General features: G+C 39.8%; 13 protein-coding genes. 9 read left to right on the top strand and 4 right to left on the bottom strand.

The genetic code is table 11. From position 1 onward, the window contains the following. Positions 1–44: 44 nt before the first annotated feature. A complete protein-coding gene (locus JWQ34_RS05965; RefSeq protein ID WP_299355384.1) occupies positions 45–1,289 on the bottom strand; it encodes a competence/damage-inducible protein A in 1,245 nt (414 codons plus the stop codon). 3 nt (positions 1,290–1,292) lie between these two features. Beyond that, a complete protein-coding gene (locus tag JWQ34_RS05960; protein WP_299355381.1) occupies positions 1,293–4,007 on the bottom strand; it encodes a putative LPS assembly protein LptD in 2,715 nt (904 codons plus the stop codon). Between the two features lie 94 nt (positions 4,008–4,101). Between JWQ34_RS05960 and JWQ34_RS05955 the strand changes: the two genes are divergently transcribed. Further along, a complete protein-coding gene (locus tag JWQ34_RS05955; protein ID WP_299355379.1) occupies positions 4,102–5,022 on the top strand; it encodes an N-acetylmuramoyl-L-alanine amidase in 921 nt (306 codons plus the stop codon). A 58-nt stretch (positions 5,023–5,080) separates the two neighbouring features. Further along, the gene (locus tag JWQ34_RS05950; protein WP_299355376.1) at positions 5,081–6,031 is read left to right on the top strand and encodes an MlaD family protein; all 951 of its coding nucleotides are present in this window, start codon (positions 5,081–5,083) and stop codon (positions 6,029–6,031) included. Between the two features lie 229 nt (positions 6,032–6,260). On the opposite strand, the gene JWQ34_RS05945 is transcribed toward JWQ34_RS05950, so the two are convergent. Together JWQ34_RS05945 and JWQ34_RS05940 are read right to left on the bottom strand one after the other, a co-directional pair. Continuing rightward, a complete protein-coding gene (locus JWQ34_RS05945) occupies positions 6,261–8,621 on the bottom strand; it encodes an endonuclease MutS2 (protein ID WP_299355374.1) in 2,361 nt (786 codons plus the stop codon). Next, entirely contained in the window at positions 8,622–9,161 is a 540-nt protein-coding gene (locus tag JWQ34_RS05940; protein WP_299355371.1) for a DUF4296 domain-containing protein, read from the bottom strand. A gap of 41 nt (positions 9,162–9,202) precedes the next feature. On the opposite strand from JWQ34_RS05940, the gene JWQ34_RS05935 reads away from it, so the two are divergent. The 7 genes from JWQ34_RS05935 (at position 9,203) to JWQ34_RS05905 (ending at position 14,869) form a co-directional block, all read left to right on the top strand. Then, positions 9,203–9,892 (top strand): YggS family pyridoxal phosphate-dependent enzyme, encoded by a 690-nt coding sequence (locus JWQ34_RS05935; RefSeq protein ID WP_299355368.1) that lies wholly within the window; start codon positions 9,203–9,205, stop codon positions 9,890–9,892. A gap of 46 nt (positions 9,893–9,938) precedes the next feature. Next, positions 9,939–10,439, top strand: a complete 501-nt coding sequence (locus JWQ34_RS05930) for a GNAT family N-acetyltransferase (RefSeq protein WP_299355365.1) — start codon at positions 9,939–9,941, stop codon at positions 10,437–10,439. Positions 10,440–10,442: 3 nt separating this feature from the next. Further along, positions 10,443–11,243, top strand: coding sequence for a DUF3298 and DUF4163 domain-containing protein (locus JWQ34_RS05925; protein WP_299355362.1), 801 nt, complete (start codon positions 10,443–10,445; stop codon positions 11,241–11,243). Next, positions 11,244–12,500: an aspartate kinase gene (locus tag JWQ34_RS05920; protein WP_299355359.1), complete on the top strand. Its 1,257-nt coding sequence runs from the start codon at positions 11,244–11,246 to the stop codon at positions 12,498–12,500. A 36-nt stretch (positions 12,501–12,536) separates the two neighbouring features. Then, positions 12,537–12,773 carry a thioredoxin family protein gene (locus JWQ34_RS05915; RefSeq protein ID WP_299355356.1) on the top strand — a complete coding sequence of 79 codons (237 nt, stop codon included), beginning with the start codon at positions 12,537–12,539 and terminating at the stop codon, positions 12,771–12,773. Between the two features lie 81 nt (positions 12,774–12,854). Next, complete coding sequence (locus JWQ34_RS05910) at positions 12,855–13,808, top strand: glycosyltransferase family 2 protein (RefSeq protein ID WP_299355354.1); 954 nt, start codon at positions 12,855–12,857, stop codon at positions 13,806–13,808. Between the two features lie 92 nt (positions 13,809–13,900). Then, positions 13,901–14,869, top strand: a complete 969-nt coding sequence (locus tag JWQ34_RS05905; RefSeq protein WP_299355352.1) for a glycosyltransferase — start codon at positions 13,901–13,903, stop codon at positions 14,867–14,869. The last annotated feature ends 6 nt before the right edge of the window (positions 14,870–14,875 follow it).

Below are 14,875 nucleotides of genomic sequence, written 5' to 3'. Positions count from 1 at the left end.
ATAAAATATAGTTCTTTGGTCAAAATTAGAGAAATGTTAGCTAGTTAGTCAACATCCTTGAGTAAAGTATTCAACATAAATAATGCGCTTATAGCGCTCCTTTCGATGTTTTGCTGCCTTTTACTGCCAAATGTGAATTTCTTTTTAACAGTTTTTTTTGCAGATGCCACCGCAATCCATACGGTTCCTACAGGCTTGTCGGGCAAGCCGCCATCAGGGCCGGCAATTCCGGTTACGGCAATGGCGTAATCCGATTTGAAATTAAGTAACGCGCCCTCTGCCATTTCGGTAACGGTTTCTTCGCTTACCGCGCCGTATTGCCATAGGGTTTCATTTTTTACACCCAGTATGCTTTCTTTTAATTCGTACGAATAAGAAACCGCCCCGCCAAAAAACACTTTTGACGAACCGGCATGCTGGGTAAACAAATGCGATATATAACCGCCCGTACAACTTTCGGCTACAGAAAGAGTTAGGCCCTTCCCGGTCATATAGTTAAGTATCGCTTTTTCAAGCGGTATATCCTCTTCGGCAACTACAAAATCACCTACACGCTCAATTATTTTTGATGCATATTTATTAATATCTTCTGTTAAGGCGGCCTCATCTTCTCCATATCCGCTTAAACGCAAACGTACTTGTCCTAACTTGGGCAGGTAAGCCAATTTAATATGTACAGGTAATGAATCTTCAATATCAGCAATTTTATTAGCCAAAAATGATTCGCCCTCGCCTACCGTTAAAATAGTTTTGTGGATGATAACCGGCAATTTAAATAACGATTGCAGTTTAGGCACAACCTCTTCCTCCATCATATACATCATCTCGAACGGTACACCCGGCATGGATACATATATCTTACCGTCTTCATTAAACCACATACCCGGCGCGGTACCGTTTTTATTTGCGATAATCTCGCAATTTGCAGGTACCTGGGCTTGCAGCCGGTTAATTTCGAGCATGGGCCGCGTATACTTTTCAAAAATGCGCAACACGTTGTTAAGCGCTGCTTCATTTTCAACCATGCCAACGCCAAAATATTCGGCAAGTGTATTTTTGGTGATATCGTCTTTGGTCGGCCCTAAGCCACCGGTAATTAAAATAATATCCGCCCTTGAAGCGGCCTCGGCCAACGCGGTAAGGATATGCTGCTTATCGTCAGACACGGATGAGATTTGCTTTACGCGGATACCTGCATTATTTAACTGCTGCGCCATCCATGCAGAGTTGGTATCAACAATCTGCCCTATTAATATTTCATCGCCTATGGTTATTATTTCTGCAAACATTTTTTACTGATTGAAATTTGCGTTACTGGTATAGTCGCTTCTTTTACTCAATTTTAATGCCTGTAAAATAGCCGATTTTACCTTTAAAGTAACATTGTATGATTTATAATATCCAAATGGCAGCCATTGTATAGAAAGATCCCAACAATGCAGGTCGCGATAGATGGCAAATGAGGTAGCGCTGCTTAATTGGCGCGCCTGTAAATCATAGTTAGTATTAAATTGTATTTTCCATTTTGGGGTAATGCTTAAATCGCCGCTTAGCATTACTGTATTAGCTCTTGTGCTGGATAAATAACTATCACTGTAAGTAAAATTATAATTAACAACCAGGTTCCAGGGTATATTAAAATCCACATACGCGCTTGGGTCGCTATTTAACAGCGCCAGGCTTTGTCGTTGCTGCGGCGTCGCGTTTGCCAACGTATTAGGATTGTTTGCATAGTTATTACTGCCGTTTTCCGGTATAGGATGAAACACTGCCGGGTTTAAACTACCGCTTACCGAAAAACTAAAACTTGTAAGCTTGGGCAGTTTTCCATCCTGGAAAGTATAATGATTATACTGTCTTTGATAACTTGAGATTTGCCCGTGACTAATAGTATCAAATACCCTGGTAACATATGGGTCAAAACCGGCGCTAAACGTTACGTTTATCTTATCATGAAAAAAGCCATTATGGCCCGAAACAGAAATTTGGCTCAATTTAAAAGAATCGGCAGCGAAATTATATGATGCCGAAATTGCTAAGCTTTGCAGCAATTCAATTTTTTTATCCACTTGCGATGTATCCGTACTTTTAGCCCTAACCTTTGCCTCCAGGTTATTATCAAGGCTGAAATTTATACCTGCCTGCCTGCCGCCACCCGGCCCGCCGTAAACAGAACTATTATAGATTGAATAACGTGTACTAACCACCGGATATGGTATAGTAGCATTACTTACAATTAACCTATTGTAAGGCCTGTCAAATCCTGAATAATCAGGCGAATAACTAAAACCTATACTAGGTGTCATTACGTGGCGTATAGCTTTTAATTTGCTGTTCTTAAAGTTTATCGTACCATATACCTTTGTGGATAAACCGGCGCTAAGGTTATAGTTGCCTACCCTTTTAAAGCCCGGTACAGTATCAGTAACTAATGAGTCGGCCCTGGCATAATGTTCATTTATAGATTGAAAATACCAGCGCTCGGTATAGTTAGCGCTCATATTAAACTGAAAATAGTTAAGCAAATTAAAGTTTATACCAACCGGTATTTGATGCTGAATGCCGTTTTGCATTCTTTTGGTTAGGGTCTCACTCTTAAACAATTCGGTTTCGGGCACATTGTTTAGCTTATTAGTTGCTGCCATGTTATAAGCCACCGTTATTTTCTGATACCATTTTTGCTCATCAACCCGGTCTTTTTTATCAAACGGGTTTATACTTGCCATGCTAAAATTCACATTCGGCAATTCCAGCGACACTGTTTTTTGCGTAAGGTCCTGGCTATGCGAAATACTGGTGGTAAGGTTAAAAGGCGTACCTGCCCAGGTTTTTGAATAGGATATACTTGAGCGCAATGCATTTTGCGTAAGTTGCTGTAAATTATATCCTGTTGATGCCGGGTTATTTTGATAAAAACTTGATGTACCCGCATTTACAGACGCGCTAAACGTGCTACCCGGACTAGCACTTGGGTTTTGGCTATGTTGCCACGCTATGTGAAAATCGCGTCTTGGCGGGTCGCCGGCCAAACCGTAATTATGTGATCCGTAGCTTAGCGTAAGGTTACCGTTATACTTGTACCTTTTCATGTAATCGAGTGCGCTGCTTACTTCGTATGATCCGTTTGAGTAATAAGTGCCCAGGTTTGTTAGATCGGCATAATCGCTTAAACCTATGTAATAACCAAAGTCCCTAAGGAAAAAACCTAAGGTAGCATCTTCACCAAAAGTTGGCAATAACACACCTGATGACCGGGTATCTGTTTTAGGGAAAAAGCCAAAAGGTAAACCTATGGGCAAAGGTATCCCTTCGATCATCAAATACGCGGGACCCGAAATTATCTTCTTTTTTTCGCCAATGCCACGGGTAATAACTATACCATAATCGGGGTCGGGCTTATCGCAGGCGCTAAAAATAATATTGTGGTAGGCAACTTCATCTTCATTCAATTTTTTAGCCTGCCCGTGCGAAATGTAATTCTCTTCCTGCCGGGTATTAACATTATATACCAACCCTTTCTTTGTTTCATAATTAAACAATAACGAATCGGATGTTAACGGCGCGTCTTTACCTTGTTTGGAAATTGGCCGGCCTATATAACGATGGGTTTTGGGGTCTTTCATCCCGCTGGCAAATATCAAATGTTTCTTTCTGTCAATCCGGATATACTCGGCATCCAACTCAAAATCGCCATAGGTTACACGCGCGTTACCAATACGATAGCTTATACCTGTTTTAACATCATTATAGCTTGAATCGGCAAGATCTTTTATTTCTGCATCAAGGTTTGAGTTATTTTTTGTGGTATCTGTTGCAATAACCTTTTTGTTTGTATCGTTTTTAGGTTTAGTGGTATCGCCTTTTAATGCCGAAGTTGGTTTAGTTTGTTTATATTTAGGAAGTTTAGAATATTTATACTGATCAAGCGGTATTATTGTATCTGCAACAAGTTTATTTATATTAATAACAGCTTTGCTTTTATGAGCATAAGCTATTATGTTTACCATTAAAATAATTGCAAATAAAAAAATTAAGTTGATGAATTTCAAAATTGAGTATGAATAGTATTTTTGCAGATATAGTTAACAGCGTTCAAAAATAATGAAAAATAAAGCATTGAAAAGATTGATTTTTGGATTATTGGCATTACCGGTTTGCTTTTCGTTATTTTCCTTCACAATAATTACTCCGGCAAAAAATGATACCGTTGTAAATAAAGGTTTTAAACTAAAAACCATTATTGTTGATGCGGGGCATGGCGGCGCTCCTACCGGCACGGGCCATTTTTCACATGGTGCATCAGGTTCATTTTCTACCGAAAGAGGTGTAACGCTTGCAATCGCATTAAAATTGCAGAAAGCGATAGAAAAAGAGCTGAATAAAGTAAAGGTCGTACTTACCCGATCGACAGAAGATGATGTTTCGTGGGAACGCAGGTCAGAGATAGCTAACGAGAACAGAGGCGATCTATTTATTTCGTTACATTGTAATTCACTTTCAGACAGGGTTGTACGCGAGGTTGTAGGGCATAAACATGGCAGAGCTATTTATAAATCGGTAAGAGTGCCAAATCGCTCTGGAAAAGGCGTTTTATTATTGGTTTATGGTTTGCATCGCACCCGCGAAGAAGAAAAAGCCATAAGTAAGAATCAATTGGAAGGCAGCGAAGGAGAAGGCGAAGGTGCCGAAATGAATGCAGGCTTAGACCCTAACGATCCCGAATCAATCATATTGATCAACCAATATAAAAGCAAGTTCAGGCAACGAAGCATACATTTGGCCAACCTTATTAATACCGAGTTTACTGAAACTGATGGCAGGCAAAGCGAAGGGATAAGAGAACAAGGCGTTTTAGTACTTTGCCATAGCGCCATGCCTGCAGTATTAGTCGAAACCGGATATATCAATAATCCGGATGATGAAGCGTACTTAAATTCTGAAAAAGGCCAGGATGAAATTGTAAGTACACTTGTAAGAGCGTTAAAGAATTATAAGGACGAAGTAGAACAAGTAGTAAAATAATTGGTTATAAGGATGTGAAAAAAATATCAACCCATTACACGCATCACAACATTATCACATGAATATATCAAACGAGACTAAAATAGGCGCACTCACCACTATTGCCATTGCTGTATTAATATTAGGATATAGCTTTTTAAAAGGCAATGATGTATTTGGCGGCTCTAATAAATATTACGCAATTTATAAAAGTGTCGACGGACTTACGGTTTCAAAACCAGTATTGGTAAACGGGTTCCAGATAGGGCACATTTCTAAAATGGAGTTAAAACCGGATGGCCGCACCACTGTCGAGTTTAAAATTAAAGACGAATATAAGGTACCTGTTAACACGTTAGCTAAATTGGTAAGCACCGATCTTTTGGGAAGTAAGGCAATTGTGTTTTTGTTAGGCGATAGTAAACAATTAGCCGAAAACAAAGACACCCTACGTGCGGATATTCAAGGAAGTTTAGCAGAAAGTTTACAGCCAATACAAACCAAGGCCGAAAACTTAATGACCAAGCTGGATTCGTCCCTGGCTTCTATCAATAAAATACTGAACCCGAATTTTCAAAAAAATGTGGATCGCAGCTTTGCAAGTATTGCCAATTCTTTACAAACTTTAGAAGGTACCACCAAGAAAATTGATGAACTGGTGGCTACACAAAGTGGACACATTAACGGTATTTTAACTAATGCCGAAATTGTATCCGGTAATTTAAAGGTTAGTACAGCCGGGTTGAATAATGTTACTGCAAATTTCCAGAAATTTAGCGGCGATCTGGCTAACGCAAACATTAAACAAACATTAGAAAATACGAATAAAGCCGTGGCCGATCTGCAAGCCACTATGGCCAATATCAACAGTAATAAAGGCTCTATGGGTTTATTATTGAATGATGATAAACTGTATAAAAATCTACAATCCGCGTCTGATAACCTTAACTTATTGTTTCTTGATCTGAAGGCTAATCCTAAACGTTATGTACACTTCTCTGTTTTTGGGGGTGGTAATAAGAAGGATTAGTGATCCACCTGAAAAAGTGGATCACCAGGATCAACTTTTTTGGTTAAATATTTGTAAATAAGCTGTTTGACAAAATGAGTGGATCACTTTGGATCACTACAAAAACTTTAACTGAATATATATAAATAGTTGACTGTTAATTATTTATTCATTTTATCGGCAAATCCTAAAAACAGAGTGAATCACCTGAAATGAGTGTTACCTAGGTATAACCAACTCTGATCTTAGGTTATTTAAAATACACATAAGTAATACCATCTCCACCACGGTCAGCATGTTCATCTTCCATACGGTCTACCTGGTCGTATTTTTTAAGGTATTGGCGGATCATTTTGCGTAGTATGCCGTCGCCTTTGCCGTGTAGTATTTTAAGGTTACCAAAACCCATCATCAAGGCACGGTCAAACAAACGTTCAATAGCCGCCAAAGCATCCTCCGTACGCATACCACGTACATCTATCTCGGGGCTGAAGCTGGCTATATCGCCAGTATGGCTGTTCATGCTTCGCCTAACTTCTTTGGGTACAACAGATTTTGCTACCTTCTGTACCCGTTTCCGTTTAGCTACCGTACGCAAATCGCCAATAGCGATGATCACATTATCTTTTATCAGTTCGATTACCTGCCCGGTGGTTTCAGAGTCGTTTAGTTTAACCCAATCACCTACTTTAAGTTCTTCATCGGCAGTTACAGCTTTTACTTTATCGGGTTTGACTGTATTTTTTTCCAGTTCCCTGTTCAGGTTTTCGCGCAGATCTCGCGTCTTTTCCTTATCAGCATTACTGCTTTTAATTTCTGATATGGTGTTCTCTACCAGTTTATTAGCATTAAGGATAATATTTTTAGCTTCATCCTTTGCCTCGCGTATTAATACCTTTTTATTCTCTTCGAGATAATTTTTTATTTTTTCGTTTTCGGCTAATAAAGCGTCAACCTGTCTTTGCTGTCTTTCTAACTTAACGCGGGTATCCAGTATCTCTTTCTTTTCGCGCTCCAGGCCAACCAGCAGCGTATCTACATTTTTTTGCCCGGCACTTATCTTGGTCTTAGCCAAATTGAGCACCTGCTGCGGCAAGCCTATTTTTTGGGCGATCTCGAAAGCGTATGAGCTGCCGGGCTTACCCACTTCCAGTATATAAAGCGGTTTCATTTCGATATTGTTAAACAACATCGATGCGTTTTCTATCCCTTCGGTATTACCGGCAAATATTTTAAGGTTGCTGTAGTGAGTAGTAACCATGCCCCTCACCTTTTTATGGTTTAATGATTCCAAAACCGCTTCGGCAATAGGTCCGCCAAATTGTGGGTCAGTGCCGGTACCAAACTCATCTATCAATATCAACGACTTTCCGTTAGCGTTCTCTACAAAATTTTTCATTTTTGATAGATGGGCGCTGTAGGTGCTCAAATCGCTTTCTATCGACTGGTCATCGCCTATATCAACAAAAAACTGTTTAAACACCCCTACCACGCTGGCTTCATCCGCAGGAATTAATAAACCCGCCTGCACCATAATTTGCAGCAAGCCAACGGTTTTCATACAAACAGATTTACCACCCGCGTTAGGGCCCGATACTACGACCACACGTGTGCGATCATCGATCTGCAAATTTAACGGCACCACCGTTTTATGCTCTTTCTTAAAATTGAGGAACAGCAGCGGATGACGGGCATTAACCAGTTTTAAACGTGCATCGTTTACTACCTGTGGCAGTTCGCCTTCAATATCAATAGCGAATAGCGCCTTGGCGCGTACAAAGTCTAATTTAGTAAGTAGACTGTGGTATGATAACAAAAGTGGCACATAAGGCCTTAATTCGTCTGTGAGGCCGGTTAATATCTTTACTATCTCACGCCTGCGCTCAAATTCCAGATCGCGGATACGGTTGTTTAGCGTAAAAACTTCCTCAGGTTCCATATAAACTGTTTGGCCTGATGCAGACTCGTCATGGATAAAGCCTTTTACCTTGCGCTTGTTTTCGGCTAAAAGTGGAATACACAAACGCCCGTCACGAATAGTTAACGAGCCGTCAGCCGTCCAACCATTGCCTGCCGCGCTTTTAAATACCTGGTCTATTTTCCTTCTTGCTTCCTGCTCAGCTTTAGCAATACCGGCTGATATATCGCCTAGCTCGCGCGATGCATTGGGTTTTATTTTTCCCTTGGGATCAATTACCTGTTCAATTTTTTTGATGATAGCCTTTTCAATAGCCAGATGCTCAAACAGCGCTTCCAAATTTGGATACTGACCCTCGCGCTCATTAAAATAAGCTATAACTGCAAATACGGTAGTTAATGAAGCAAGTACCTGGTAAAATTCTTCTTCGGTTAAAAAAGCGCCTTCTAACCGGGCCTTGTTGGCTAAAGCCTTTATATCAAAAAAATGCTGAATAGGCAGCGCCGCATCATTTTGCAATATATTTTTAAACTCGTGCGCCTGGCTTAAAAACTTGCTTATCAGGTCGTAATTGCTCATTACCTGTATCTTGTCAACCATTTGCTGGCCCATAATACTCAGGCAGTGCGCCTTTATTAATTCCTTTACCTCGGTAAATCCCAGCTTATCAATACTATTCTCAGGGTAAAGCATTTATTGTACTATTGGCTTTGTTATTTTCTTTAATTTTTTCTTTTTTTTATGCTTGATGATCTTCTTCTTATCAAGCGAATCTTTTTTCAGTTTCAGTTTATCCGTTTTTAGTTTTACGGCTAACGAGTCCTTTCTTAGTTTTTCGACTCTTTTTTGTGCTACTTCTGCCTGCCGTCTTATCCGTTCGTTATCTTTTGCTACTAAAGCGTTCATCGAGTCGGCTTTAGCTTTAAGGCGGGTATTAACGCCATCGTATATTTTCAATAATATTTCTGGGTGGGCCGAATAATATTTTACGCTTTTTTTAAACTGTCCCGAATCGGTATGATATTGTTTAAACACATAAAAGTACCTGCCGGTGCCAAACTTGTACAGGCTATCGCCATTTGGCTGTAAAGCCAGGCTGCCATCAACCAGGTGCACATCGGTTAATAGGCGCGTCATTTCGTCCTGTTTAATAATACCCTTAGTATCATCAGCCTGATTACAGGCGAACAAAAAAAGCAAAGCTGAAAAAAACAAGAAGATATGTTTACGCATTCTGTAATTTAGCGGTTTAATTGGAGCAAAATTACGGATAAATGAGCATTGCAGATAATATCAGAAGCTTAAAAAACGAAACTACCCCTAAAAAGGTCACTTTAATAGCAGTATCAAAAACAAAAACGGTTGCAGATATACAGGAAGCCTACGATGCGGGCCAGCGTTTGTTTGGCGAAAACACGGTTCAGGAGATGGTTGAGAAGTATGAACAACTGCCTAAAGACATAGAATGGCACCAAATTGGCCACCTGCAAACCAACAAAGTAAAATACATCGCCCCTTTTATCAGTATGATACAAGCTGTTGATAGTTTGAAGCTTTTGCAGGAGATAAATAAACAGGCCGAAAAGAACAAACGTGTTATAGATTGCTTATTACAGATCTATATTGCTGACGAGGATACCAAATTTGGTTTGGGCTTTGACGAGGCGATAGAGTTGTTACGGTCTGACGAATTTACGGTATTAAAAAATATCCGCATACGCGGCTTGATGGGCATTGCTACCAATACTGATAAAGAAAAACAACTAAGGGACGAGTTCCAGGAGTTGAAGGTGTTTTTTGATGGCATGAAGCAAAGCTTTTTTAGGAAAGAAGATAGTTTTGATACCATATCAATGGGTATGTCGTCAGACTATGAGATAGCTATCGAGCAGGGTAGCAATATGATCCGTGTAGGCAGCACCATTTTTGGCGGCAGGGTTATTAAACATTGGAAAAATAATTAGAATATCGGATTCGGATGTTCTATTTCGGATTTAACAAATGACATTAATGACTAATGACACAATGACTAATAACCAAATGACCAACATACATTTAAGACCAGCCGCAAAAGAAGACTGCATACGCCTTTTAGAATTAGTGAATGAACTGGCGTTATATGAAAAAGCCCCGCAGGAAGTAACCGTAACCTTGGAAGAGTTTAAAGATGCAGGCTTTGGCGAGAAACCGGTATGGAAGGCTTATGTTGCCGAGGTTGGCGGTGTGGTGGTTGGGTTCGCATTGTATTACATTCGCTTTTCTACCTGGAAAGGCTGCCGTATGTATTTAGAAGATTTCATAGTTACCGAACCTATGCGTGGCCGGGGCATTGGCAAACTACTTTTTGACCAGTTGATTATCGAAGCAAAACAAATGGGTTTTAAAGGCATGGTATGGCAGGTACTGGACTGGAACGAGCCCGCTCTTAATTTTTACGCCAAGTACCAGGCATCTATTGAGGCGGGTTGGTTAAACGCGGCGTTATCTACAGATCAGTTATTAAATTATTAGGTTATGAAAGCAGGAAGTTTGTTGTTTTTAGGGACGATATTGGGGTTAAGTTCCTGCATGTGGGGTGATGATAAAAAGCCTAAACCTGATATTACAACGGATACGCTTACCTATGTCAATAAAACTATTAAAGAACGTGCGACAGATTGCGGGAATAAACCGGATAGCGGGTGTACGGTTGTAAAAATCAGTTATCCGATGTTTAACGGGCAGGATTCGTTGAATGAAATCGTTAGTTATAAGCTAGTCAATTTGTTTGGCGCCGATGAACCTGGGACTGATCTGCAACAATATACGGAGCATTTTTTGGCGGGATATAATGCATTTAAAAAGCACGATAAAAGATCGGCGATGTTTTTTACGTTGGATAGCCACGCTAAAATAATAAGACAGGACTCGAGTTTGACTACTTTGGAAATTAGCGGTTATAATTTTAAGGGGGGCGCACATGGCAGTTCAATCACAACATTTATTAACTGGAACACAAAAGCTCAAAAAAGCATAGATCTGGGGGATGTCCTTACCGATAATTATAAAGACAAATTAACAGCTATTGCTGATACCATCTTCAGAAAACAGGAAAAACTAAGTGAAACAGCTTCATTAACGAATGATTACTTTTTTAAAGACAGTAAGTTTGCATTGAATGAAAATTTTTCGATTACGCCTTTAGGTATCAGATTTCTATATAATCAATACGAAATTAAACCTTACGCCGCCGGGACAACTGATCTGTTTATCCCCTATGCTAAAATAAAATCACTATTAAAACCTAATACGGTTATCACTCAATATCTTAAATAAATGCTTGTTTTTAAATTCGGAGGTGCATCGGTTAAGGATGCGGAAGGTATGATTAACCTGGCTAAGGTTGTCGGTAAATATAAGAGTGAGCAATTGCTTATCGTGGTTTCGGCAATGGGTAAAACTACCAACGCGCTCGAGAAATTAACTAAAGCCTACGTTGACCAGGCCGATGATATGCACGATATTTATGAAGGCATTAAACAATATCATTACGACATCATAGCCGAATTATTTGAACCCAACAACCCGGTATTTGATGAAGTGGCCAATACTTTTGTAGAGATAGATTGGATGATCGAGGACGAACCGCAGGATGACTATGATTTTATTTATGATCAGATCGTGTCGGTCGGCGAGTTGGTATCAACCCGTATCGTCACTGCCTACCTCAACAAAGCCGGACTAAAAAGCCAATGGCTTGACGTGCGCGGCTATATCCATACGGATAACACCTACCGCGAAGGCGTTATTCAATGGGATAAAACCCGAGAGAGCATCCAACTAAGCATCCCAGCGCAATTAGAGCGCAGTATTGTGGTAACGCAAGGTTTTTTGGGCGGGACATCTGAGAACTTTACCACAACCTTAGGCCGTGAGGGGTCTGATTATACCGCTTCTATATTCGGGGCCTGCTTGGGTGCCGAGTCTGTTACTACCTGGAAAGATGTCCCCGGCATACTAAATGCCGACCCGAAATTATTTGAGGACACTGTAAAGTTTGACGAATTAAGCTATACGGAAGCTATTGAAATGACTTATTACGGCGCCACGGTTATCCATCCAAAAACCATTAAGCCGCTGCAAAACGCTAAAATACCATTGTTGGTAAAACCATTTAATCATCCGGAAGAAGCGGGAACCATTATTAAAGAAAGCGCGGCGCACGTGTTTGCCAAGCCGGTTATTATTATTAAACAGAACCAGGTATTGCTTTCGTTATCGACCAAAGATTACTCGTTTATATCTGAAGATCATTTAAGTGATATATTCGGCAAGTTCGCTAAAAGCCATGTTAAGATCAATATGATGCAAACATCGGCGCTAAGTTTCAGCGTTTGTTTTGATTATAAAGAGGAGTATTTTAACAAGCTATTAGCCAGCCTAAAAGAAAATTATAAAGTAAAGTATAACAGTGAGTTAACACTAATAACCGTACGGCATAGCGCCGACGGTTTCATAAAGAATTTAACCGCCGGAAAAACCACATTGCTTGAACAAATAAGTCGTAATACAGTACAAGTAGTTGTAAAATAAAGTAAAATTGTTGCTAAATTTCCTTAAATTCATACCATGAAAAAACACCTTTTATTACTTGTCCTGATATTTTTTGCGGCTACAACTTTTGCACAAGAAGCATTACCTGCAAGCGATGCCGTTTTAAAGCAAGCCTATGCGCAAGCAAAAAAAGAAAATAAAAAAGTATTGCTGATATTCCATGCCTCATGGTGTGGCTGGTGCAAAAAGATGGATGCCAGCCTTAACGACCCAACGTGCAAAAAGCTATTTAGAATTTGCAATTGGGATTAATCTCTATAAAATCATAACTCATTTTTTATATTTTTGCATGGGTTTGAAAAACAGCATCGCTTAAACCCTTACCACTATTAAATGGATATATCAGTTGTAATACCTTTACTTAACGAAGTTGAATCATTACCAGAACTTACCTCATGGATAAGTAAGGTTATGGACGAAAATAGTTTTATGTATGAGATTATTTTAATTGATGATGGCAGTACAGATGGCTCGTGGGAAATGATTAATAAACTGCGTTTAAATAATCCTTTTATCAGGGGTATTAAATTCAGGCGTAATTATGGTAAATCAGCAGCGTTAAACGTAGGCTTTGATGCAGCAGAAGGTAATGTGGTTATTACCATGGATGCTGACTTGCAAGATAGCCCTGATGAAATACCTGAGCTATATCGCCGTATTACCGAAGAGAAATATGATCTAATATCAGGCTGGAAAGCCAAACGATATGACCCTATAACCAAAACCGTCCCTACAAAATTATTTAATTATGCTACCCGTAAAATGTCGGGTATTGATAACCTGCATGATTTTAACTGCGGTTTAAAAGCTTACCGTAAAGCAGTAGTAAAAAACATAGAGGTTTACGGCGAAATGCACCGCTATATACCGGTAATTGCCAAATGGGCCGGTTTCACCATAATTGGCGAGCAGGTGGTCGAGCATCGCGCCCGTAAATATGGCACTACCAAATTTGGCCTAAGCCGTTTTGTAAATGGCTTTTTAGACCTGCTTTCTATATTCTTTGTAGGCAAGTTTGGTAAGCGCCCAATGCACTTTTTTGGTGCCATGGGTAGTTTAAGTTTCTTTGCCGGTACAGTATGTGCATTGTGGATAATAGGCGATAAATTATATGATATAGCCTATCACATTAAATACTCGCGCGAGGTAACGGCACAGCCTTTGTTTTACATTGCGTTGGTAGCCATAATATTAGGTTCGCAACTATTTTTAACCGGCTTTGTTGCTGAACTTGTAGCCCGCAGCGCCCCCGAGCGGAATAAATACCAGATAGAGGATAGTATCTAATGTGCAGATGCGTGGATATGCAGATGTGCAAATGATTGCTAAACATTTTTCAATAACTTAATTCCAACTAAAAAAAATCTGCACATTTAAATATGTTTTTTTCCATCATTATACCTTTATACAACCGCCCCCAAGAGATAAAAGAACTGCTTGAAACACTTACGTTGCAGAGCTATAAAAATTTCGAGGTGCTGGTTATTGAAGATGGATCAAAAGATGATGCGGAAGCTATAATTAAAAGCTTTGCTGATCAACTGAATATAAAATACCTGGTAAAAGAAAACGCCGGCCAAGGCTTTGCCCGTAACTTTGCATTCGAACGAGCTACAGGCGATTACTTCATCATATTTGACTCTGACTGTTTGATACCCGAAGATTATTTAGAGATCGTAAATAACTCGCTTGCAGAAAACTGGCTGGATGCCTATGGCGGCCCGGATGCGGCGCATCCATCGTTCACCCCTACCCAAAAAGCTATTAGTTATGCCATGACATCGCCGTTTACAACAGGTGGCATCAGAGGTAATAAAAATAGCATTGGTCAGTTTCATCCGCGTAGTTTTAACATGGGCATATCAAGGCAGGTTTGGGAGAAAGCAGGTGGTTTTATCATTACCCGTTTGGGCGAGGATATCGAATACAGTATCCGCATACACTCCATGGGTTTTAAAATTGGGCTGATCCCGCGGGCCAAAGTTTACCATAAACGCCGTACTAGTCTGCTGCAATTTTATAAACAGTTGCATTTTTTTGGCAGGGCGCGTATTAATGTTTATAAGTTCTTCCCTAACGAGCTTAAACTGGTGCATTTTTTTCCGGCTTTATTTACGCTATGTGTCTTATTTACAATAATTTCCAATATATTTAGCTGGCGCATAGCTGCCTTATGCAATATTATTGCCATACTTATTATTTTGTTGATATTTTTTCACTCATTAACTAAAAACAAGTCGTTAAAAATTGCATTTTTGAGTGTACTGGCTTCCTTCATTCAATTAACGGCTTACGGGCTTGGTTTTATGCAGGATTTTTGGAAGCGCGTAATATTAAAAAGACCATAAATAAAG

The sequence above is a fragment of the Mucilaginibacter sp. genome (assembly GCF_028288185.1).
GTDB lineage: Bacteria > Bacteroidota > Bacteroidia > Sphingobacteriales > Sphingobacteriaceae > Mucilaginibacter.
The sequence above is the reverse complement of the archived record's forward strand: the minus strand, read 5'-3'. Positions and strand labels throughout refer to the sequence as shown.

What these genes read in the sequence shown, in the direction of transcription:
- JWQ34_RS05965 (WP_299355384.1), bottom strand. Translation starts at nt 1,289, where the DNA reads ATGTTTGCAGAAATAATAACCATAGGCGATGAAATATTAATAGGGCAG.
- JWQ34_RS05960 (WP_299355381.1), bottom strand. Translation starts at nt 4,007, where the DNA reads ATGGTAAACATAATAGCTTATGCTCATAAAAGCAAAGCTGTTATTAAT.
- JWQ34_RS05955 (WP_299355379.1), top strand. Translation starts at nt 4,102, where the DNA reads ATGAAAAATAAAGCATTGAAAAGATTGATTTTTGGATTATTGGCATTA.
- JWQ34_RS05950 (WP_299355376.1), top strand. Translation starts at nt 5,081, where the DNA reads ATGAATATATCAAACGAGACTAAAATAGGCGCACTCACCACTATTGCC.
- JWQ34_RS05945 (WP_299355374.1), bottom strand. Translation starts at nt 8,621, where the DNA reads ATGCTTTACCCTGAGAATAGTATTGATAAGCTGGGATTTACCGAGGTA.
- JWQ34_RS05940 (WP_299355371.1), bottom strand. Translation starts at nt 9,161, where the DNA reads ATGCGTAAACATATCTTCTTGTTTTTTTCAGCTTTGCTTTTTTTGTTC.
- JWQ34_RS05935 (WP_299355368.1), top strand. Translation starts at nt 9,203, where the DNA reads ATGAGCATTGCAGATAATATCAGAAGCTTAAAAAACGAAACTACCCCT.
- JWQ34_RS05930 (WP_299355365.1), top strand. Translation starts at nt 9,939, where the DNA reads ATGACTAATGACACAATGACTAATAACCAAATGACCAACATACATTTA.
- JWQ34_RS05925 (WP_299355362.1), top strand. Translation starts at nt 10,443, where the DNA reads ATGAAAGCAGGAAGTTTGTTGTTTTTAGGGACGATATTGGGGTTAAGT.
- JWQ34_RS05920 (WP_299355359.1), top strand. Translation starts at nt 11,244, where the DNA reads ATGCTTGTTTTTAAATTCGGAGGTGCATCGGTTAAGGATGCGGAAGGT.
- JWQ34_RS05915 (WP_299355356.1), top strand. Translation starts at nt 12,537, where the DNA reads ATGAAAAAACACCTTTTATTACTTGTCCTGATATTTTTTGCGGCTACA.
- JWQ34_RS05910 (WP_299355354.1), top strand. Translation starts at nt 12,855, where the DNA reads ATGGATATATCAGTTGTAATACCTTTACTTAACGAAGTTGAATCATTA.
- JWQ34_RS05905 (WP_299355352.1), top strand. Translation starts at nt 13,901, where the DNA reads ATGTTTTTTTCCATCATTATACCTTTATACAACCGCCCCCAAGAGATA.